Annotated in this window: 19 protein-coding genes and 1 pseudogene; 14 read left to right on the forward strand and 6 right to left on the reverse strand. The window is 68.8% G+C overall.

The genetic code is table 11. From position 1 onward, the window contains the following. Positions 1-120: 120 nt before the first annotated feature. Positions 121-261 carry a hypothetical protein gene (locus tag ACRDPS_RS17460; RefSeq protein WP_431502931.1) on the reverse strand — a complete coding sequence of 47 codons (141 nt, stop codon included), beginning with the start codon at positions 259-261 and terminating at the stop codon, positions 121-123. Positions 262-291: 30 nt separating this feature from the next. Here ACRDPS_RS17460 and ACRDPS_RS17465 point away from each other — a divergent pair, with 30 nt between their 5' ends. Both ACRDPS_RS17465 and ACRDPS_RS17470 read left to right on the forward strand, forming a co-directional pair. Beyond that, positions 292-798, forward strand: coding sequence for a PH domain-containing protein (locus tag ACRDPS_RS17465; RefSeq protein WP_431502932.1), 507 nt, complete (start codon positions 292-294; stop codon positions 796-798). Between the two features lie 63 nt (positions 799-861). Beyond that, the gene (locus ACRDPS_RS17470; RefSeq protein WP_431502933.1) at positions 862-1821 is read left to right on the forward strand and encodes a co-chaperone YbbN; all 960 of its coding nucleotides are present in this window, start codon (positions 862-864) and stop codon (positions 1819-1821) included. Here ACRDPS_RS17470 and ACRDPS_RS17475 read toward each other — a convergent pair. Next, complete coding sequence (locus tag ACRDPS_RS17475; RefSeq protein WP_431502934.1) at positions 1794-2768, reverse strand: LysR family transcriptional regulator; 975 nt, start codon at positions 2766-2768, stop codon at positions 1794-1796. The two genes, ACRDPS_RS17470 and ACRDPS_RS17475, sit on opposite strands and share 28 nt — an antisense overlap. A 46-nt stretch (positions 2769-2814) precedes the next feature. Between ACRDPS_RS17475 and ACRDPS_RS17480 the strand changes: the two are divergent. Next, positions 2815-3678, forward strand: a pseudogene (locus ACRDPS_RS17480) (EamA family transporter); the annotation flags it as partial. A gap of 24 nt (positions 3679-3702) precedes the next feature. Here the strand turns inward: ACRDPS_RS17480 and ACRDPS_RS17485 are convergent. Continuing rightward, on the reverse strand, positions 3703-4446 hold the full coding sequence (locus tag ACRDPS_RS17485) for an NUDIX domain-containing protein (RefSeq protein WP_431502935.1): 744 nt from the start codon (positions 4444-4446) through the stop codon (positions 3703-3705). A gap of 174 nt (positions 4447-4620) precedes the next feature. On the opposite strand from ACRDPS_RS17485, the gene ACRDPS_RS17490 reads away from it, so the two are divergent. From ACRDPS_RS17490 to ACRDPS_RS17505, 4 genes are all read left to right on the forward strand, one after another. Beyond that, positions 4621-5205 (forward strand): carboxymuconolactone decarboxylase family protein, encoded by a 585-nt coding sequence (locus ACRDPS_RS17490; RefSeq protein WP_431502936.1) that lies wholly within the window; start codon positions 4621-4623, stop codon positions 5203-5205. After that, positions 5202-6086: an RNA polymerase sigma-70 factor gene (locus tag ACRDPS_RS17495; RefSeq protein ID WP_431502937.1), complete on the forward strand. Its 885-nt coding sequence runs from the start codon at positions 5202-5204 to the stop codon at positions 6084-6086. Before ACRDPS_RS17490 ends, ACRDPS_RS17495 begins: the two co-directional genes overlap by 4 nt. A gap of 66 nt (positions 6087-6152) precedes the next feature. After that, entirely contained in the window at positions 6153-7358 is a 1206-nt protein-coding gene (locus ACRDPS_RS17500) for an MFS transporter (protein ID WP_431502938.1), read from the forward strand. Between the two features lie 433 nt (positions 7359-7791). Next, a complete protein-coding gene (locus ACRDPS_RS17505) occupies positions 7792-9054 on the forward strand; it encodes a DUF222 domain-containing protein (protein ID WP_431502939.1) in 1263 nt (420 codons plus the stop codon). 675 nt (positions 9055-9729) lie between these two features. Here ACRDPS_RS17505 and ACRDPS_RS17510 read toward each other — a convergent pair. From ACRDPS_RS17510 to ACRDPS_RS17520, 3 genes are read right to left on the reverse strand one after another with little or no spacing between them, the layout of a single operon-like run. Continuing rightward, the gene (locus ACRDPS_RS17510; protein ID WP_431502940.1) at positions 9730-13140 is read right to left on the reverse strand and encodes a M36 family metallopeptidase; all 3411 of its coding nucleotides are present in this window, start codon (positions 13138-13140) and stop codon (positions 9730-9732) included. 44 nt (positions 13141-13184) lie between these two features. Further along, positions 13185-13739, reverse strand: a complete 555-nt coding sequence (locus ACRDPS_RS17515) for a peptidoglycan recognition protein family protein (protein ID WP_431502941.1) — start codon at positions 13737-13739, stop codon at positions 13185-13187. Beyond that, on the reverse strand, positions 13717-13935 hold the full coding sequence (locus ACRDPS_RS17520) for a hypothetical protein (protein WP_431502942.1): 219 nt from the start codon (positions 13933-13935) through the stop codon (positions 13717-13719). Before ACRDPS_RS17520 ends, ACRDPS_RS17515 begins: the two co-directional genes overlap by 23 nt. A gap of 229 nt (positions 13936-14164) precedes the next feature. Here ACRDPS_RS17520 and ACRDPS_RS17525 point away from each other — a divergent pair, with 229 nt between their 5' ends. The 7 genes from ACRDPS_RS17525 (at position 14165) to ACRDPS_RS17555 (ending at position 20947) form a co-directional block, all read left to right on the forward strand. After that, complete coding sequence (locus ACRDPS_RS17525) at positions 14165-14944, forward strand: enoyl-CoA hydratase/isomerase family protein (RefSeq protein WP_431502943.1); 780 nt, start codon at positions 14165-14167, stop codon at positions 14942-14944. Between the two features lie 5 nt (positions 14945-14949). After that, complete coding sequence (locus ACRDPS_RS17530; RefSeq protein WP_431502944.1) at positions 14950-15285, forward strand: hypothetical protein; 336 nt, start codon at positions 14950-14952, stop codon at positions 15283-15285. A 132-nt stretch (positions 15286-15417) separates the two neighbouring features. Then, on the forward strand, positions 15418-16200 hold the full coding sequence (locus ACRDPS_RS17535) for an electron transfer flavoprotein subunit beta/FixA family protein (protein ID WP_431502945.1): 783 nt from the start codon (positions 15418-15420) through the stop codon (positions 16198-16200). A gap of 22 nt (positions 16201-16222) precedes the next feature. Beyond that, positions 16223-17176, forward strand: a complete 954-nt coding sequence (locus ACRDPS_RS17540; protein ID WP_431502946.1) for an electron transfer flavoprotein subunit alpha/FixB family protein — start codon at positions 16223-16225, stop codon at positions 17174-17176. 331 nt (positions 17177-17507) lie between these two features. Next, positions 17508-18704, forward strand: coding sequence for a phospholipase D-like domain-containing protein (locus ACRDPS_RS17545; RefSeq protein WP_431502947.1), 1197 nt, complete (start codon positions 17508-17510; stop codon positions 18702-18704). A gap of 16 nt (positions 18705-18720) precedes the next feature. Continuing rightward, positions 18721-19614: a phosphotransferase family protein gene (locus ACRDPS_RS17550; RefSeq protein ID WP_431502948.1), complete on the forward strand. Its 894-nt coding sequence runs from the start codon at positions 18721-18723 to the stop codon at positions 19612-19614. Between the two features lie 82 nt (positions 19615-19696). Next, on the forward strand, positions 19697-20947 hold the full coding sequence (locus ACRDPS_RS17555; protein ID WP_431502949.1) for a glutamate-5-semialdehyde dehydrogenase: 1251 nt from the start codon (positions 19697-19699) through the stop codon (positions 20945-20947). Positions 20948-20959 lie beyond the last annotated feature (12 nt).

Consider the following 20959-nt stretch of genomic DNA (forward strand, 5'->3'; position numbering starts at 1 on the left):
CTGCGGGCCGAGGCGTCACCTCTGCGGGCCGAGGCGTCACCTCTGCGGGCCGAGGCGTCACCTCTGCGGGCCGAGGCGTCACCTCTGCGGGCCGAGGCGTCACCTCTGCAGGTCGAGAGGTCACTTCTGCAGGTCGACCTGCACAGCTGACTTCTCGGCCGGCAGAGCTGACTTCTCGGCCTGTACAGCTGACTTCTCGGCCTGCAGGGGTGACGTCTCGGCGTGCGAGTTGTCCCGGCGTACGGCCTGTTCTCTCGCCATGGGTTCGACAGAGTCACTATCGTTGACCCTGTGAACCTCTTCGGTGTCGACATCTCCAAGCACCTTCTGCGAGACGAAGGTGAGGTCGTCGTGGACGAGGTCACCCATCACTGGGTCTCCTACATCAGGCCCGTGGCCGAGGCGATCCTCGGTCTGGCGCTGATGATCGTGGCGGCGACGATCAACATGAACGTCGCCTGGATCCTCGTGCTGGTCGCGTTCGCGCTGGTCGGGCATGCGTTCTGGCGGGCGCTGGTGGTCAGCAGGGACCGGTTCGTGGTCACCAACATGCGCATCTTCCGCGTCCACGGCGTGCTCTCGAGCGAGCTGGCGACCATGCCGCTGGCGCGAGTGCTCGACATCACCGTCAAACAGTCGTTCACGGGTCAGATCCTCAACTACGGCCACTTCGTCTTCGAGTCGGCCGCCCAGGAGCAGGGGCTCAACAACATCTACTTCGTCGGACGACCGACCGAGCGGGACCTGACCATCCAGCGCGTCGTCCAGCGGGCGGGTCTGCGCGGCAGTGTCGGTTAAACCAGTCGGCTAAACCAACGTCGGTTGGTCGACGGGCTGGTGTCTGCTCATAGGATTGTCCCTATGACGCAGCAGCCGTTCTCCCGTCCCGGAGCCGTCGACCTCTCCGGGCTCACCAGCACCAGCCCCGCCCAGGACTCGCCCTTCGGGGCTCCGGCCGACGCGGCTCCCGCCCAGGGGCGGACCGCCGGCTCCTACACCGTCGAGATCGACGAGCAGATCTTCCAGTCCGTCCTCGAGGCGTCGATGACCGCGCCGGTCGTGCTTGTCTTCTACTCGGCCTCGCGTGCCCCCGAGAGCGTCGCCTACGCCGCCGACGTCTCGGCGGTCGTGGAGGAGTATGACGGCCGGTTCCTGGCCGGCCTGGTCGACATCGACAAGAACCAGCAGATCGCGCAGGCGCTGCAGGTGCCCCAGGTTCCGCTCCTCTACATCCTGATCGACGGCCGGCCGGCGACCCAGCCGATCCCGGGCGCGCTCAACGCCGAGGAGCTGCGTACGGTCTTCCAGCAGCTCGGCCAGCAGCTCACCGCGCAGGGGATCGGTGGGCGGCACAAGCCCAACGCCCTCGGCGGCCCCGTGGCGACCGAGGAGGACGGCGAGCCGGCGCTCGACCCGCGCTACGCCCCGGCCCAGGACGCGCTGGAGCGCGGCGACATCGACGCGGCCGTGGCCGAGTACGAGAAGCTCATCGCCTCCAACCCAGCCGACTCCGAGGCCGCGGCCGGCCTGGCGATGGCCAAGGTCCTGCAGCGTACGCAGGGGGTCGACCTCAACACGGCCCGTGAGGCCGCCGCGGCGGCGCCCGACGACATCGACGCGCAGACCCTCGTCGCCGACCTGGACCTGCTCGGGGGCCACGTGGAGGACTCCTTCCTCCGGCTGATCGAGCTGGTGCGGCGTACCTCGGGGGACGAGCGCAACAAGGCGCGCACGCACCTGCTGGGCCTCTTCGCCGCGGTCGGCAACGACGACGAGCGAGTGCTCAAGGGTCGTCAGTCGCTGGCTTCTGCGCTGTTCTGACCCGAGCTGTTCTGACCCGAGCTCTCGCCCGATTTCTGGCCCGATTGCTGGCCCGAGTTCTGGCCGGCGAGCGCGGCCAGCACGGCGGCGACCGCCGGCGAAGCGGCCATCGTGCGCCGGTGCAGCCCCAGGATCTCGCGGGTCGGGACCGGGTCGACGACGCGTACGTCGACCAGCTCCTCACCGAGATCCGCTCGCCCCATCCGAGGAACGAGCGCGATCCCGAGGCCTGCCCTGACCAGGGCGAGGTGGCTGTCGAACTCCATCGAGACGTGGGCGATCCGGGGGAGATGGCCGGTGCCGGCGTACATCCGGTTCAGCCACTGCCGACAGATCGTGCCCTCAGGGGTGGCGATCCAGTCCTCGGCGACGAGGTCGTGCGGTGTCACCTTGGCGAGCTGGGCCAGCGGGTGGTCGCGGTGGACGATCACGTCGGCGACGTCACGGTGGAGCTCGGTGGTGACGAGGTGGTCGGGGATCGAGAGGGGTACGTCGCCCCAGGAGTGCACGACGCCGATCTCGCTGTGGCCGGTGGCGACCAGGTCGATGGTGTCCCAGGGCTCTCGCTCGGAGAGGGTGAGGGCGAGCTCGGGGTGCGCGGCGAGCAGCTCGCGCGCGACCGGAGCGACCAGGCCGCGCATCGCGGTGGAGAAGGCGGTCAACCGTAGCCTTCCGGCGACGGTGGTGGTCTGCTCGTGCAGCCCGGACTCCAGCGACTCCATGTCGGCGAGCAGCCGCGAACCCTCGTCGACCAGGTGTCTGCCCGCGTGGGTGAGCATCACGCCCCGGCCGATCCGCTCCAGAAGGGGTACGCCGACCTGCCGCTCGAGCCGCTTGACCTGCTGCGAGACGGCGCTCGGCGTGAAACCCAGGGCGTCGGCGGCCGCCACGACGGAGCCGTGGGTGTCGACGGCGCGGAGGGCAACCATGGAGGCGAGATCGATCATGAAGCAATGCTACGTCTTCGGGTGAAGAATCATTCGCTGGTGCTTCATGATCATTGCCGTCATCGTTGACGGTGTGAACCGCCGTGACTCATCGCTCGCCGTCCTCGTCGCTGTCCTGTGGGGCTTCAACTTCGTCGTCATCGACTGGGGTCTCGCCCCGCGCGAGGGGCACTCCGTGCCTCCGTTGCTCCTGGTCGCCGTGCGGTTCTTCCTGGTCGCCTTCCCCGCGGTGTTCCTGCTGCCACGCCCCAAGGCGCCGTGGCGGGTGATCGCGGCGGTCGGGGTGTTCATGAGCCTGGGCCAGTTCGGGCTGCTCTACACCAGCATGTCCGCGGGGATGCCGCCAGGGCTGGCCGGTCTCGTGCTCCAGGCGCAGGTCGTGCTCACCATCGTCATCGCGGCCGGTGTGCTGCGCGAGCGGCCGACCCTCATGCAGGTGGTCGGGGTCCTCGCCGGCGCGATCGGGCTGGTCGTCGTGGCCTTCGGCCGGGGTGGCCACGTTCCGGCCGTGGCGCTCCTGCTCTGCCTGCTCGCGGCGCTGTCGTGGGCAGTGGGCAACGTGATCTCCCGGGCGGCCAAGGTGCCCGGCGGGCTCTCGCTCACGGTCTGGTCCGCGCTGGTCGTGCCGCTCCCGCTGCTGGCGCTCTCGCTGGTGATCGACGGGCCGCAGGGCGTACGCGACGGGGTGGCCGCCTTCGGCTGGGAGGCGCTGGCCTCGACGGCCTACACGGTTGTGCTGGCCTCGTTCGTCGGCTACGGGATCTTCAACTCGCTGCTCGCCCGGCACCCCGCGTCGTCGGTGGTGCCGTGGATCCTGCTGGTGCCGCCGGTCGCGATCGGCTCGGCGTGGGTGCTGCTCGGGGAGGTGCCGAGCGTCGGCGAGCTCGCCGGCGGCGCCCTCCTCGTGCTCGGGGCGCTGGTTGCTCAGGGAGTGCTACGTACGCCCCGACTCGGTGTAGCCGGGGCCGCCGCCCAGCGCGGCGAGGGCGGCCTCGACCCGGCGCGCGGTGAAGTCGGCGGCGCGCTCCCTGACCTCGTCGAGGGTGCAGAACGCCACTGAGCGGATCTCGCGCGGCTGGAGGGTGGTGCGTGCCAGGAGGGAGGGATCGTGGACGCCGCCGTCGAAGACCAGGCAGACGGCGTCGTCCCAGCCGCCCCACGGCGGCAGCCAGTCGGTGAGGAGCAGCTCACCGGCGGCGATCTCGAGGGCGAGCTCCTCCTCGATCTCGCGGGTGGTGGCCAGCTTCGGGGACTCACCGACCTCCACGATGCCGCCGGGCAGGTCCCAGTCCTTCTTGTAGGTCAGCTGGCACATCAGCACCCGGTTGTCGGGGTCGCGCACCAGCATCTGACCGATCGCGCGCTTGCGCGGGAGGAAGGAGTTGAGCAGCGCCCGGAAGCCCTCGGGGGCCTCCACGGGCGCATCGCTCACGACCCGGGCATAGATCATCCGGTCCTTGCCGCCGGCCACGCCCCGGAGCAGTCCCTCGCGGTGGAGCCCCGACCAGGTCGCGGTGCGCTGCTCGGACGGATCGTCGGGGTCGACCAGCGCCTCCACCCGGTGGTGGGTGAGCAGAGCGGCGGCCACCTCGCGACGTACGACATCGACCGACTCGCCCGCGGCCCACTCGATCCGGGCAACGCCCTCGGCCACCGTGGTCGTCTCTGGCTCGCTCACGCGACCACCTCCGTAGCGCAGGCGCCAGGGTACGGACGCGGTCGCGTGACTTTTTGGTTCACTCGCTGGCGCTCGCTCACGCGACCACCCTAGCGAGCCGGCGCTGTCACAACCCGGGGGTCGTCGGTGTCTGGATGGTGACGAGATTGCTCCGCACGACACAGGAGGGCGACGATGCCCAGCACATTCAGGATCCCGAAGGCCGAGCTGACCGGACTCTACGGCGCGGTGGTGCGCCGGGTGAGCAAGAAGATGTTCGGCGAGGTCCCCGATGTCGGCTACGTCTACTTCCACCACAAGCCGCTGCTGCGCGCGGTGATGGGGTTCGAGACCAAGGTGGGGAAGTGGAAGGCGCTCGACCCGACGTACAAGTCGCTGGCCGAGATGGCCGCGGCGAGCACGATCGGGTGCAGCTGGTGCCTGGACTTCGGCTACTACCTCGCCCACAACGACGACCTGGATCTCGACAAGATCAGCCAGGTCCAGGTCTGGCGTACCTCCGACGTCTTCGACGAGACCGAGAGGCAGGTGATCGAGTATGCCGAGGCGATGTCGTCCACGCCGCTGACCGTCACCGACGAGATGGTCGCGGTGCTGTTGGCCAAGCTGGGCGCCGAGGCGATGGTGGAGCTGACCCAGATGATCGCTGTGGAGAACATGCGCTCGCGGTTCAACTCGGCGGCCGGGCTGCAGAGCCAGGGATACTCCGACGTCTGCGAGGTCCCGCTGGCTTCGGCACCGGTAAGGTCGGAGGCATGAACGAGGGCGATGCCGCGACGGAGGTCTTCGTCGCCCACCGCAACCTGCTCTTCACCGTCGCGTACGAGATGCTCGGCTCGGCCGCCGACGCGGAGGACGTCATCCAGGAGACCTGGCTCCGGTGGGCCGAGGTGCCGCTCGAGGAGGTGCGCGACCAGCGCGCCTATCTGGTGCGGATCACGACCCGCCTCGCCCTCAACCGCATCCGGACGCTGTCGCGCCGGAAGGAGACGTACGTCGGCCCGTGGCTTCCCGAGCCGCTGCTCACCGTGCCGGACGTCGCCGAGGACGCCGAGCTCGCCGACTCGCTCTCGACCGCGGTGCTGCTGGTGCTGGAGACGCTCTCGCCGACCGAGCGGGCGGTCTTCGTGCTGCGCGAGGTCTTCGCGCTGGCCTATGACGAGATCGCGGCCGCGGTCGACAAGTCGCCCGCCGCGGTGCGTCAGATCGCCCATCGCGCGCGGGACCACGTCGCCGAGCGTCGGCCGCGGGAGTCGGTCTCGGTGGCCGAGGCACGGCACGCCCTGGAGCGGTTCCGCGACGCCGCGACCGGCGGCGACCTGCAGTCGTTGCTGGACGTGCTAGCCCCCGACGTCGTGCTCTTCTCCGACGGCGGCGGCGTGGTCCAGGCGGCCCGCAGGCCGATCCACGGCGCCGAGAAGGTGCTGCGGTTCTTCGCGGGGCTGGCGACGAAGTACGGCATCCCCAGGTTCGAGCTGACCAGCGTCAACCGCGCCCCCGGGATGCTGATCTACTTCGGCGAGGAGGTCGACGGCGTCGTCACCCTGCACGTCGAGGACGGCATGGTCACCGACCTCTACTACGTACGCAACCCCTCAAAGCTCAGCGGCGTCGCCGAACAGGTCCACCTGGAACGCTGAGGCCGGCGCTGACGCCGACGTGGCGCGTGCGAGGGTGACGACGCACGTGCTGCTTGGAGGTTGGCGATGGAACGGCGGGTCGAGGCTCGGCCACTGCTCGCGGTGCTGGTCACGCTCTGTGTGACCGTCACCGTGGCGTACGGCGTCCTCTACTACGCCTTCACCGTCCTGCAGCCGCGGATCGTCGACGCGACCGGGTGGTCGGCGGCAGCGATCACCACCGCCTTCTCCTCCGGCACGCTCGTGGGGGCCGTGGCGGGCATCCCCGTCGGGCGGGTCATCCAGCGCTTCGGACCGCGCTGGGTGATGGCCGGGGCCAGCGTGCTGGGGACGGGGGCGCTGCTCGTGGTCGCTGCCGCGCCCTCGTACTGGATCTTCGCGCTGGGCTGGCTGCTGGTCGGGCTCTCGACCGCAGGCACCTTCTACCCGCCGGCCTTCGCGGCTCTGACCCACTGGTTCGGTACGCGGCGGGTCGATGCGATCACGACCCTCACCCTCGCCGGTGGGTTCGCCTCGACCATCTTCGCGCCGCTCACCGATGCGCTGGCGGGGTGGGTGGAGTGGCGATGGACGTACGTCATCCTGGCCGGTGTCTTCATCGCGCTGACCTTCGTGCCGAGCGTCATGGTGCTCGATCTGGCGTGGGAGCCGACCGGTTCGAGCAAGGACGGTCGGCCGGTGCGCGATCGGGACGTGCTGCTGAGCCGCCGGTTCGTGCTGCTCACGCTTGCGGGCACATTGGTCTCGATGGTCGTCTTCGGGTCGATCGTGCACCTGGTGCCGTTCCTCGTCGAGCGTGGGCTGAGTCCGACGACGGCTGCCTGGGCTCTCGGGCTCAGTGGAGCCGGGCAGGTCGCCGGGCGTGCGTTCTACCCGCTGCTGGCCCGGCGTTTCGGCGTCCGGACTCGAATGCTCGGGGGAGTGCTGTGGTTCGCGGCCTCGGTCGCGCTGCTTCCGTTGCTGCCTCCCGTCGCCTCGGTGATGATCGTCGTCGCGGTGCTCACCGGGACCGCCCGGGGGCTCTACACGCTCATCTCGGCCACGGTCGTCAGCGACCTGTGGGGGCCGGAGAGGTACGCCGCGCTCAACGGGGTCTACTCCGCGCCTGCGGGTGTCGCTGGTGCGCTCGCGCCGGCCGTCGGTGCTGTGCTCGCTTTGGTGTTGGGTGGATACGACGGGCTCTACTGGGTTCTTGCCGGGACTGTGCTGGTTGCAGCGACGCTTGCCGCGATCGCCTTGGGTCCTCGCTCGTCTGGCCGGGGGAGTTCGTAGGCGAGGGTGTCGAGACCCCCTCGGCTCGGTGGTCGAGCTTGTCGAGACCTCCCTGCCGGAAGGTCTCCTCTTGTCTTTGTGTGGGCCGCCGACCCTTTCCTGGAGGGTCTTCTCGACGGACCCCGGAGTAAAGGACGGCCTACGGCCGCCGGCTACGCCGGCCGCTTCGCGGTCCTTGACACCGGGATCAGTCGAGAAATGATTTCGCTGATTATCGGGGCGGCGGCCAGGGTGTGGCCGCGGTCGATTCCTTGTGGGTCAGGTGGTGTTCAAGGGGGTGGATGTGTGGCCCTTCGGGCCACCTACCATCCACAGGATCGACGATGTTCGCTGACCGCGAAAACAAGGCTTGACCTGCACAAATAGCTATGACCAGCGAGGCTTTCGGAGTAGAATCAGGGGCACTACGGCACGCCTTTGAAAGGAGGCAGCGATGAGCGTCGAGAACCACGTCGTCCGCTGGGGCACCAACCCCGGCGACCCGATCGAGGTCGCTCTTGCTGCCATCGAAACCGCGATCGGTGAACTGCTCGCGATGGACCCGACCTATTGGCGCACCGGTCGTAAGAAGGACCTCCTGGCACGGCTGGAGAAACTCCAGGCCCAGCAGGCTGCGTTGAAGCTTCGTGTTCTCGCCTCTGCGGGTGACATCGCGGAAGAGACCGGTGCCAAGGACGCCTCCGGGTGGATGCGGACCGAGCTCCTCGTCGACAAGAAAGTCGGACGCGCCGAGGTGAAACTGGCTAATGCCGTGTCCAGGTACGAGCAGGTTGCCGCCGGCCTCGCTGCCGGTGAGGTCTCCCAAGACAAAGCCTGGGTCATCACGAAGGCGTTGGATGCGATCCAGACAGACCCCGCTGCTACTGCTGAGGACCTGGCCCTGGCCGAGAAGCTGTTGGTCGACTACGCCACCAGGCTGACCGCGAACGAACTGCGGATCATCGGCCGCCGGATCCTGGCCGAGATCGACCCGGTCCGGTTCGAAGAAGCCGAAGCCAAAGCACTGCTCAAGGAAGAAGAACGCGCCCAGAGGCGTACGTTCTTCCACTCCCAGACCAACGGCGACGGCACCGTCGACATCCAGGCCCGCGTCCCCTACGCCGTCGGAGTGCGGCTCCGCACCTTCCTGGACTCCTTGGCGCAGCCGAGGAAGTGGTCGGCCGAAGACAAGGGCAAGAAGATCCCTTATGACCGGCTCCTGGGTCAGGCGTTCGTCCGGGTCATCGAGACCTACGATGTCGACCAGTTGCCCCGCCATGGTGGGCATGGGACCACGGTGTTCATCACGATGACCGTGGACCAGCTCCGCACCGACCTCGGCACCGCCTCATTGGGGTTCGACGGCGACACCATCACCGCAGCAGAGGCCCGCCGGATGGCGTGCAACGCCGACCTGATCCCCACCGTACTCGGCACCGACTCCGAACTCCTCGACTTCGGCCGCAGCACCCGCCTCGCCCACCCGATCCAGCACCGGGCACTACGACTACGGGACAAGGGCTGCCAAGCCGAAGACTGTGACGCCCCAGCCGCCTGGACCGAAGCCCATCATCTGAAACCGTGGGCCGAAGGCGGCTCCACCAACCTCAACGACATGGTCCTGCTCTGCCCGGCTGACCACCGCCGGATCCACAGCCCCGACTACACCTACGAACGACTACCCGACGGTCGAATCAGGCTCGCCCGCCGCATCTAGACCGACCTGTCGAGACCAACGAGACGACGTCTGCCCATGGCCGGGCAATCGGCATCCGGAGCAGCCGGGCACCCAGTCCGCCACTCAGATCCAGCGGTGCTGGATCCTCGAGTTCACCGGCCAAGGCGCCTGGCCCCTACCCGACTCGCTGGTCTGCTGGCACACCTGAGCCAGCGAACCTGGCACGTGACCCGGGCCTGTTCCGCTTCCGCCCCAGCTTCCCACTGGTGGGAGCAATTCCGCTCTCTGGTGAAGCTTCCTCGCGCTCCGGATGGTCTGGGGCCTCCATTCCAGTGGGGATCCTCAGGATGAGTGGAGGAGTGGTGCCGGGCGGTCGTCCCGTCGCGGCGTGGGCCGAGGAGCATCAGCCGACGATGGCCACGGGCTGCAGGTTGGGATGGTCTCGACAAGCTCGACCATCGGGGTGGAGGACACCTTGTGAACGATTCACAAGGTGTCCTCGTCTTGTGCAGGCACCCGCGACACCCTCTCCAGGCAGGACCCACCAGAACACCCTCCAGGAAAGGGTCGGCGGCAAACAGTCCCCCGAAGCAGCAGTCGCCGACGCGACTGCATGCACCGCGTACGACATCAATGCGACCGCCACAACCACAGACCCGCCCTGGAACCGAAGGGTCTCGGTGCCCCGCGCCAGCAGGACACCGAGACCTCAGCTCACTGACCGAAGACCTGCAGCTCAGCGGCGTGGACGATCGTGCCGCGGTCGGAGCCGGTCTTGCAGTCGGTCGTGGTGAGCGGGTCGGCGTCCTGCTCACCGGAATAGCCCTCGTAGCCCGTGCACTGGTTCTCCAGCGCCACCAGACGGACCGCCGAGGCGGAGGTGTCGGGGACGTCGAAGGTGCGCAGGTTGAGGTTGGGCGCGACCGGCCTCGGGCGCTTTCCAGGGAAGGCGTCGGCGGCCGAGGTGTAGAAGCGCTTCCAGGTCGCGCCGGCGGTGTCGCATGAGGAGACGCACGCCTCCAGTGCGAACTTCCGGAGTGCGGTGAAGCGCGAGCCCGAGTCGGCGTCGGTGTCTGTCGCCGGCGACAGGAAGGCGCTGACGTTGACCGTCTTCACGGTGCGCGTCCCGCCGGCCAGGTCGACGGCGACCGAGGGTGTGGTCGCGTCCACGTTGTCCGCGGTCACGCCGCCCCAGTTGGTGCCCTCGGTGCCGTCGATCAGGGCGGCCGGGTTGCGCGAGCCCTCGGTCGAGGTGAGCACCTTGGCGCCGTTGGCGGCCGCGGCCAGGTTGGTCCCGGTCGCGAAGGAGACGGTCTTGGTGATCTCGGTGGGGGAGACCGTGACCGTCTTGCGCTGGGCGCCCCCGGTGGCGGAGACGTAGAGGAGCTCGTACGTCCCGGGGACGAAGTGAGCGACCGAGCCGAGCGGGGTGTCGGAGAGCGTGTCGGCGATCGGGGTGGCCCGCGCCTCGAAGCGTCCGACGTAGACCTTCCCGGGGGCGGGAGCGGTGAAGGTGACCTTGGCGTTGCGCGAGGCCGGTGAGGCGAAGCTCGGGGTCGGCTCGTGGTCATCGGCGGTCGTGGTGGCGTACTGGCCCATGCCGCGCTGGGCGAAGGCCTTCGCGATCACCTCGCGGTTGGCGCCGCCGAAACGCATCTGGTCGGCGGCGATGAAGGCGTCGCGGGCGTCCAGCATCGAGGTCGCGCCCTGTTGGAGCAGGAACGAGTCGAAGACCAGCTGGATCCAGCGGCGGTTGCCGGGGCAGTGGTCGGGCGCCAGCGGCGAGGCCGAGGTGGTGCCGACCGAGCAGCGCCGTTGCAGGGCCTTGTCGGCGTAGGGGTGGGTGGCGTCGTACTTGTCGACCAGGGCCTGCCGCACCGACCACATGGTTCCGTTCCAGATCTCGCCGTCGGCGTGGACCTCGGGGCCGGTGGTGTCGAAACCGTAGTCGGAGAAGTTGAGCGGGTTCCTGTCGATGGCGAAGTCGCGGATCGCCACGTCGGTGTTGCCGGTGGCGTAGGAGCCGACGGCCCACGGGCTACCGCCGTTGTAGAGGTCGTGGGCGAACATGTGCTCGGCCGCGGCCAGGTCGCTCCACGACTCACCCATCGCGCCACCCTGCTCCGAGGTGAGGCCGTCGTCGGGGCCGCCGACCATCCGGTTGGAGATGGCGTGGGTGTATTCGTGCCCCACGATCCCGAAGTCCAGCGAACCGTCGGTGCAGGGCGCGTAGAAGGCGCCGGCGGCGGGCTGGAAGAGATACTGGTTGGTGATGCCCGGCACGCCGTCCATCAAGGTGAGCTGGTTGGCGTTGTTGCGGCCGGTCAGCAGCCCGGTCTGCTCGATGATCTGCGAGTCGATCGCGGCCGCCTGCGCGTTGCCGACCTCGGCGTCGAGCCCGCGGCCGCCACGGCCGAGGTTGTCGGTCTGCAGGTTGTAGTTCTCCTCGGTGAAGCCGAGGAAGTAGGACCAGTCGTGCATGCGGTTGTGGCTCGTGAACAGGTTGCCGACGACGTAGTTGACGTCGTTGCCACCGGGTACGAGGTTCGTGGGCGAGCACTTGGAGTTGTTCCAGGCGTCGGTGAACTTGCCCGAGTAGTCGCGCACCGGCGAGATCGGCGCCTGCTCCAGACCACCCGCCGCCAGCGGCGAGAGCCAGCCCTCATGGGTGTTGGCGTTGTTGCCGATCGTCGTCAGCGACGGCACCCCGACGGCCGTGTTCAGCACCGTGTCCCACGGGCCGGCGTTGGCCAGGCTCTTCAGCTCCGGGCCGGTGCACTCGGCGACCTTCGTCCAGCAGGCGACCACATCGTTGGCGGGAACACCCTCGCCACCGGTCGAGTCGGCATCGGGAGTGCCGGGGAAGTAGGACCAGCGCGGGTTGCTGCCCGGCAGGTCACCGGTGCCCGCGCCGACATCGGAGGCTGCGACGGTGAGCGCGTAGCTGCCGACGAGGAGCGAGTCGTCGAAGGGACAGACCTGGACCGCGTACGTCCCGGGGTCGATCTTGTCGGCGGTGTAGGTCGCGGCCTCGGGGCTGGTGAGCAGGTCACCTTCCACGAGCAGCTTCCCGTCAGGGGCGAAGAGCTTCACGGTGAAGTCGTCGACCGGCAGCCCGACCGCGACCGCGGCCAGGGTGCGGGTCTTGTCATCGGCGATCTCGAAGGTGTGCTTGGGACCGCAGTCGCCGAGCGCGGTGCCGGTGAACGGACCCTCGACGTCGTTCTCGTGGTTGACGTTGTTCTGACGCAGGAGCACCTCGCCGGTGACCGCGTCCACCAGCACCGTCTGTCCCAGCAGGGTCGCGGCGGCGGAGTCGACGACGGTGGACTGGAAGACGGGGCGTACGCCCTGGCCGGGCACAGGGAGCGCGCGCAGCCGCACCAGCTGGTCCGTCGCCAGGCCGGGCACCGTCAGCTTCGTCCAGCTGGTCAGCTTCGAGGCCGTCTCGGTCACGATCTCGCCGACCTTCGCGCCGGCCACGTCCAGCCCTGCCGAGGCGGCCGCCTTCAGCCAGGCCTCGGTGGGGGAGAGCGTCGGCTTCGCCGGCGTGCCGCTCACCTTCGACAGCGACGAGGAGACGTAGGCGATGTCCCCGTCGGCCACCCCGACGGTGACCAGCCCCTCGGTAGCGGCCGGTAGCCCGTCGTAGGTCTGCCGGAAGAGCACCGCATGACCGCCGCCCTCGGCGAGCTTCTGGTCGCTGACGAGCTCGAGGTCGTCCAGCTGGGCCGCGGAGAGCCCGAAGACCGCCGCGTTCTCGCTCAGGAACCCGCGGGCGGCCTCGACCGGGTCCTCCGAACCGGTCTCGGCCAGCACGCCGTCGGAGGTGATCAGCGACGTCGGCGTGCCGTGGGCGTTCCAGCGGATGTCGACGGCATCCAGGGCCTTGGCCGCGGACTCCTGCGTCGAGCTGGGCAGCACCCGGTCGCGTACGTCCAGGCCGGCATCGGCCTCGTGACCGAGGAGCCCGCCGGAGCGGGCCACCTCGGACTTGTTGGCAGTGTCATCAGTGGTGGAGAGCGCGGCACCCGAGACCGGCGTCGCCAGCACGAAGGCGCCGAGGGCGATGCTCAGCGCGGCACCGAGGCTCACCCGGGCGAGACTGGAACGTGTTTCGGTCATGTAGGCCAAACGTCCCTTTACCTCCCGGGGTTACGCACCGGGCCCTATCCGCCCAGCGCCGCGACGTCGGCGCGCATCGCGTCCAGATCTATGGCGTACGGGTCGATCTTCCCGGTCGTGCTGGTCTCCCGGTGCCCGCGCACGTAGCTGGCATCCGTGCCGAGCTGGCTGATCACCGCGGCGGTCGCTGCGATCGAGGCGTCGTACTGTGCCTGCGACATCTCCTGGTCGACGCCGTTGTAGTCGATCTCCCAGCCGACCAGCATCGTGTTGCCGTCCCCTGCGGGGATCGGGCCGCTGCCGCCGCAGACGCCCGCGTGGTTGGCCCGGTTGGCCGAGATCACGTGGAACACGCCGTTGTAGTCGACCAGGGCCTGGCACAGCGGTCCGGAGAGGTCGGGGCGGCCGTTGATGCAGATGTCGAGCGAGGGGTGGGGGTTGTCGGGCGACGTCGTCGACCCGGCGGTGTGGTGCCAGAGGACGCCGATCGGTTCGAAGGCGCCACCTCCGGAGGTCGCGCCGCGGTTGAGCCAGTCGCCCTCCTCGACGACTGCTACTCCCGCGCCTCGGAGCACGTCAGCGAGCCACGAAATCTGCATCCGTCACCACCCCCATCGCGACGAGGTCGGAGAGGCACTCCGGCGTGGTCGTGCCGGGTCGCTCGGAGGCTTCGGTCCGCGAGTCGGCGGCGGCTTGGCTGCCGGTCGCCGCGACGATCACCGGCGTCGCGACGACTGCGCCGATGCCGGCGAGGATCCTCCGGCGGCTCGCGACGTGTGGGGTCTGGTCAGGCATGGGGGTCTCCTGCTCCGGAACGATCTTGCATCTGTGGGTGTTCAAGAGCAACACAGTTACGTAATCGTCGTCCACGGGTGATGAGGGCCGGAGTTGTGCACTGCCCGATCCTGCAGAGCGAGTATGCGAGCACGAAAGATGGCAGGCACCCGATAGTGTTCGCGGCAACGTAACCGCCTTCACATACGTGCCGGCACAGGCAGGTCCGCACAGATAGGGGATCACCACGATGGGTGACTTCGTCAACCTCACCGTCGAGGACGGCGTCGGCACGATCCGGCTCGACCGCCCGAAGATGAACGCGATCAGCTTCCAGGTGCAGGCCGAGCTGCTCGAGGTCGCCACCGAGGCCGCAGAAGATGACGACGTACGCGCTGTTGTCCTCTACGGCGGCGAGAAGCTGTTCGCGGCGGGCAACGACGTCAAGGAGATGGCCGACCTCTCCTATGCCGAGATGGCCAAGCGGGTCGCCGGCGTGCAGGCGGCGGTGACGGCGATCGCGGAGATGCCCAAGCCGGTGGTGGCCGCGGTGACCGGCTACGCACTGGGCGGCGGCTGCGAGCTGGCGCTCGCGGCCGACTTTCGGATCGCCGCCGACAACGCCACCTTCGGCCAGCCCGAGGTGCTGCTCGGCATCATCCCCGGTGCCGGCGGCACCCAGCGGCTGGCGCGGCTGATCGGGCCGTCGAAGGCCAAGGATCTGATCTTCTCGGGCCGCTTCGTCAAGGCAGACGAGGCGCTTGCAATCGGCTTGGCCGACCGGCTCGTACCGGCGGCCTCGGTCTATGAGGAGGCGCTCGCGTGGGCGAGCCAGTACAAGGTGGCGGCGCCGTACGCTCTGGCGGCGGCGAAGACGGCGATCGACAAGGGGCTCGGGGTGGACCTCGCCACCGGGCTGGCCATCGAGCAGCAGCAGTTCGCCGGCGTGTTCGCGACGCAGGACTCCAAGACCGGGATGGGATCGTTTCTGGAGAACGGCCCCGGCAAAGCAAACTTCGAAGGGAAGTGACTCGCGTGTCCGACACCAAGACGTCATCCGGCCCGGGCGTGGTCAAGACCGTCCGTTCCTACGCCTCCAGGGCGATCTGGGTGATCGCGCTGCTCGCCGCGCTCGCGCTGGCGATCGGGGCGCTCATGATCGCGCTCAAGGCAAACCAGGGCAACACCCTGGTGGACTTCGTGCTCAACCTCGCCGACACCGCCGACCTCGGCCTGTTCTCGCGGGAGAACGGCATCAAGCAGTTCGGCGGCGAGGACGCGGAGATAAAGAACGCGCTCTTCAACTGGGGCCTCGGCGCCCTGGCCTGGCTGATCGTCGGCCGCATCGTCGCGGGCGTCGTACGGCCCTGATTCACCAATGTGACATTCTCAACGCGTAGGCACCTGTCATCCGTATGTGACTGACGGGTAACATCGCTGGCGAACTACGACCATTCCAGGAGGGGCCGGCTAGGCCGCACCACCATGAACATTGTTGTGCTTGTGAAGTATGTGCCGGACGCCACTGCGGACCGGCAGTTCGAGGAAGACTTCACCGTCGACCGCGTCAACGTCGACGGGCTGCTCTCCGAGCTCGATGAGTATGCCGTCGAGCAGTCGCTGCAGATCAAGGAGAAGCGCGAGGGTGAGGAAGTCACCGTCACCGCGCTGACCGTTGGTCCGGAGGCCGCCGAGGCCGCTGTGCGCAAGTCGCTGCAGATGGGTGCCGACAAGGGTGTCCACGTCGTCGACGACGCGATCGCGGGCTCGGACGCCATCGCCACGTCGTTGGTGCTCGCCAAGGCGATCGAGAAGATCGGTGCCGAGACCAAGGTCGACCTCGTGGTCGGCGGTCTGGCCTCGACCGACGCCGGTATGAGCGTCGTCCCGGCGATGCTGGCCGAGCGCCTCGGTCTGCCGCAGGTGACGCTCGCGTCGGTCGTGGAGACCCAGGGCGACCAGGTCCGCGTCAAGCGTGACGGCGATGTCGCCACCGAGGTCATCGGTGGCACGCTGCCGCTGGTCCTCTCGGTCACCGACCAGTCGGGCGAGGCTCGTTACCCGTCCTTCAAGGGCATCATGGCGGCGAAGAAGAAGCCGCTGGAGACCTGGTCGATCGCCGACCTCGGTGTCGAGGCCGCCCAGGTCGGTCTGGGTGCTGCGTACACCGCGGTCGAGGAGACCACGGCGCGTCCGCCGCGTACTGCCGGTGAGATCGTCACCGACGAGGACGGCTCGGGCGCCAAGGCGCTGGCCGAGTTCCTCGCGTCCAAGAAGTTCATCTGAGGCCGAGAAAGGATCCTGAATCATGGCTGAAGTTCTCGTTCTCATCGACCACGTTGGTGGTCAGGTCAAGAAGCCGACCTACGAGCTGCTCACCCTTGCTGCGAAGCTCGGCGAGCCGTCCGCGGTCTACATCGGTGCCGCCGACGGCGCCGCTGGTGCCGCCGAGGCCGTGAAGGGCTACGGCGCCGAGAAGGTGTACGTCATCGACGACGCCCAGATCAAGGGCTACCTGGTCGCTCCGCGGGCCGAGGCGCTGGCCCAGCTGGCCGGCACCGCCTCCCCGGCGGCGATCCTGCTGCCGTCCTCCGCGGACAACAAGGAGGTCGCGGCACGGCTGGCGATCAAGCTCGACTCCGGTCTGATCACCGACGCCGTCGACATCGACGAGTCCGGTGTGGCGACCCAGTCCGTCTTCGCCGGTAACTTCACGGTCAAGGGCAAGGTCACCAAGGGCACCGCGATCATCACGGTCAAGCCCAACTCGGCCGCTCCGGTCGAGAAGGCCGGCGCCGCCGCGGTCACCCCGTTCGAGGTGACCATCTCCGACGCCGCGAAGACCGCCCAGATCGTCGCTTCGCAGCCGCGTAAGGCCTCCGGTCGCCCGGAGCTCACCGAGGCCGCGATCGTGGTCTCCGGTGGTCGTGGCACCGGCGGTGACTTCTCCGCGGTCGAGGGTCTCGCCGACGCGCTCGGTGCCGCGGTCGGTGCCTCGCGTGCCGCCGTCGACTCGGGCTGGATGCCGCACACCTTCCAGGTCGGCCAGACCGGTAAGACGGTCAGCCCGCAGCTCTACGTCGCCAACGGCATCTCCGGTGCGATCCAGCACCGCGCCGGTATGCAGACGTCGAAGACCATCGTCGCGGTCAACAAGGACGAAGAGGCACCGATCTTCGAGCTCGTCGACTTCGGTGTGGTGGGCGACCTGCACTCGGTCCTCCCGGCCGTCACCGACGCAGTGAAGGCAGCCAAGGGCTGAGCCTGCACGGCGCTTGCGCCGGGCAGACGCGAAGGGGTCGAGCGAGCGCACAGCCGAGCTTGCGAGGCTGTGACCGCGGGTCGAGACCGACGATGGCTGCCTGATCCACCACGAGTGGGACGTCCCAAAAGCCGCCTCCGAGCCTTGCTCGGAGGCGGCTTTTCGACTGTTTGGCTCGCTGTTCGGTGAATTGCCGTTGCAGGCCATACATCGCTGGGTATAGTCCGGCGGCATGTGGGGGAATGCAAAAGGGTCGCTGACGACCAGGAACATATCGATTGCGTCGGCTGCGGCCGCCTGTGTGGCTGCGCTGGTCGTAGCGATGATGTCCGTGGTTTCGACTCCGGCCCCGGCCTCCGCGGCGTCGTGGGCGCCGCCGGCGGGACCGTTCTTCAACAACCCGACCGGCAACTGGGCGCAGCGCAACTTCGTCGTCAGCCGGATCAACAACAGCATCCGGCACTCGCCGCGGGGCTCCTACATCAGGTTCGTGACGTACAACCTGGACCGCAGCGACACCGTCAACCTGCTGGTCGCCGCCCACAAGCGCGGTGTCCACGTGCAGATCCTGGTCAACCGGAAGATGTGGAGCAGCGGCGAGCAGAAGCTGGCCAACCGCTTCGGCACCAAGCGCCACCGCCCGAGCTTCATCTACGGCTGCGGCGGCGCCTGCCGCGGCGGCACCAAGGGCAACCTCCACATCAAGATCCACTCGTTCACCCACGTCGGCTCCAAGCGCAACATCGTGATCAGCAGCTCCGGCAACCTCGGCGGCGGTGCGGCCGGGGCGCAGTGGAACGACGGCCAGACGATCTACGCCAACAGCAGTCTGTGGCGGACCTGGCTGCGGATGTTCAACGAGCTCAAGGCCGACCGGCGGGCGCGCCCGCGCTATGTGTCCTGGACCGGTGGCGGGACCTCGGTCGGGTTCCAGCGCAAGCGTCCGGGCGCGACCAACGACGAGATCTATGCCCGTGGCAGCGGAGACCGGGTGATCGACCGGCTGCGTCGGGTCGGCTGCCGGGCGCCCAAGGGCTACGGCACCAAGGGCAGGACGATTCTGCGGGTCCACATGTATGCGTGGTACAGCCGCCGCGGCGAGCGGATCGCCGACGAGATCGTCCGGCTGAAGAAGCGTGGCTGCGTGGTCCGAGTCATCGGTTCGGTCACCAGCGACCCGGTCTACCGAAAGCTCAGGCGGGTCGGCATCCCGGTGCGTGACGCCGCCTGGGACTGGGGTCGGAAGAAGTCGACCGGCGGTGACAAGATCGTCTACGGCTCGCGCTGCTACTCCCACTACAAGTGGATGAGCGTCAACGGCGCCTTCGGTGGCAAGGGCACGTTCAGTGTCTGGACCGGCTCGGAGAACTGGTCGCCCCCGTCCTTCAGCAACGACGAGGTCACCTTCCGGTTCACCTCGAGGCGCTACTACGACGCCTACACGGCCCGGTTCAACAAGATGTGGGACAGCCCGCGGGCGACCCACAGGGTCTACTCGAAGCCGAAGAGCCGGCCCTGCGCCAGCTAGGCACTACCCTCCCCGAGTGAGCTTTGGTGAACTCGAGGGAGGCCTCCAGCCGCTCGACGGTGGCTGGTCGGGCGAGACGTTCCTGGCCGACGCCGGCGGGGACCGCTCGGTGGTGCGGGTCTTCGCGGACCCTCGCCATCATCCGCAGGCGGCGGAGATCCACGAGGCCCTGCACCGCCTGGTGCGGGGCCTCGTCCCGATCCCGGAGGTCTTGGAGGTACGCCGCGCCGACCCGGCCGCGGGGACCCCTGCGCTGCTGGTGACCGAGTTCGTCGAGGGTGTCCGCGGTGACCTGCTTCTCCCGACCCTTGACGAGACGGCGCTGGCCACGCTCGGACGCGGCCTTGGACAGCTCGCCGGTACCCTCGCCGGGATGCCGTTCCTGACCGCGGGGACCTTCGCCGACGGTGACCTGCGGGTGGACGCGTTCGCACTGGACCTGACCGAGTGGGTCGAGTCGCACGCGGAGCGCCTCGCCTGGGCACCGGAGGATCTGGATGCTCTGCGAGACGCGGCCGCCGACGCCCAGTACCTGCTCGATCCCGTCTCCCGGGTGAGCCTGGTGCACAGCGATCTCAACCCCAAGAACCTCATCATCGCCCCGGAGTCGCTGCAGGTGCGCGCGGTGCTCGACTGGGAGTTCGCCCACGCCGGCTCGCCCTTCACCGACCTCGGCAACCTGCTCCGGTTCGAACGGGACGCGGCGTACGTCTCGGCGGTGCTGGAGGGCTACGTCGCGATGCGGGGTGGGAGCGCGGACCAGGTTCTCGACCTGGCGCGGTCAGCGGACCTGGTCGCGCTCGTGGAGCTCGCGGCGCGGCGTACGGCCAACCCGGTCGCTGCCAGGGCACACGATCTGCTGCTGGCCATCGCGAGATCCGGGGATCTCCACGCCACGGCTGACCAGTGAGGCGGCTGGTCCACAACATGGCTGGTCCGCAGGGTGAAAGGGGGTGGCCGCCGCGTATGGCTGACCGCATAGGCTTCTGAGCATGAGTGCAGAGGCAGTGGTCCGTGACGTGGCGGCGAAGGCGCGGGAGGCGAGCTATGCGCTCGCGGTCGCGCCGCGCGGCGTGAAGGACGCGGCGCTGCAGGCGATGGCCGACGCGCTGGTCGACCGGTCCGCGGAGATCCTGGAGGCAAACGCGGCCGATGTCGCCCGTGCCGAGTCCTCGGGCAGCCCGGCCAACATCATCGACCGCCTCACCCTGACCCCCGAGCGTCTCGACACCATCGCCGCAGCTCTTCGCGAGCTGGCCGCCCTGCCGGACCCCGTAGGAGATGTCGTACGCGGCTCAACCCTGGCCAACGGCCTCGAGCTGCGTCAGGTGCGGGTGCCCTTCGGGGTCGTCGGGATGATCTACGAGGCGCGTCCGAACGTGACCGTCGACGCGGCCGGGATCTGCCTGAAGTCCGGCAACGCGGCGCTGCTGCGCGGCTCCTCCAACATCGCCTCCAGCAACCTGGCGATCGTCGAGGTGCTCCGTGACGCCGTCGCCTCCGCCGGCCTTCCCGCCGACGTGATCCAGGTCGTGCCCGGCGAGGGCCACGACTCGGTCAAGGCGCTGATGCGGGCCCGCGGCCTGGTCGACGTGCTCATCCCGCGCGGCGGCGCCGGCCTGATCCGCAGCGTCGTCGAGGAGTCGACGGTGCCCGTCATCGAGACGGGGGTGGGCAACGTACACATCTACGTCGACAAGGCCGCCGACCTCGCGAAGGCCGTCTCGATCGTGGTCAACTCCAAGACGCAGCGCACCAGCGTGTGCAACTCCGCCGAGTCGCTGCTCGTGCACGCCGACATCGCCAAGGAGTTCCTGCCCATGATCGTCCCCGCCTTGCAGGAGCAAGGTGTGGAGATCCACGGCGACGCTGCCTTCCAGGCCTACGACCTCGTCGAGCCGGCCACCGACGAGGACTACGCGGCGGAGTTCCTGGCCCTGAAGATCAGCGCTGCCGTCGTACCCGATCTCGACGCTGCCGTCGCCCACATCCGTCGCTGGTCGAGCGGTCACACCGAGGCGATCCTGACCCAGGACGTCGGCGCGGCCCGGCGGTTCACCGCGGCCGTCGACTCCGCGGCGGTGATGGTCAACGCCTCGACGCGGTTCACCGACGGTGGCGAGTTCGGCTTCGGTGCGGAGATCGGGATCTCGACCCAGAAGCTGCATGCCAGGGGCCCGATGGGGCTGCCCGAGATGACCTCGACCAAGTATGTGGTCACGGGGGACGGGCACGTGCGTTAGTGACGGCAGCGG

Origin of the sequence: Nocardioides sp. (assembly GCF_050699375.1) — a bacterium.
Classification (GTDB): domain Bacteria; phylum Actinomycetota; class Actinomycetes; order Propionibacteriales; family Nocardioidaceae; genus Nocardioides.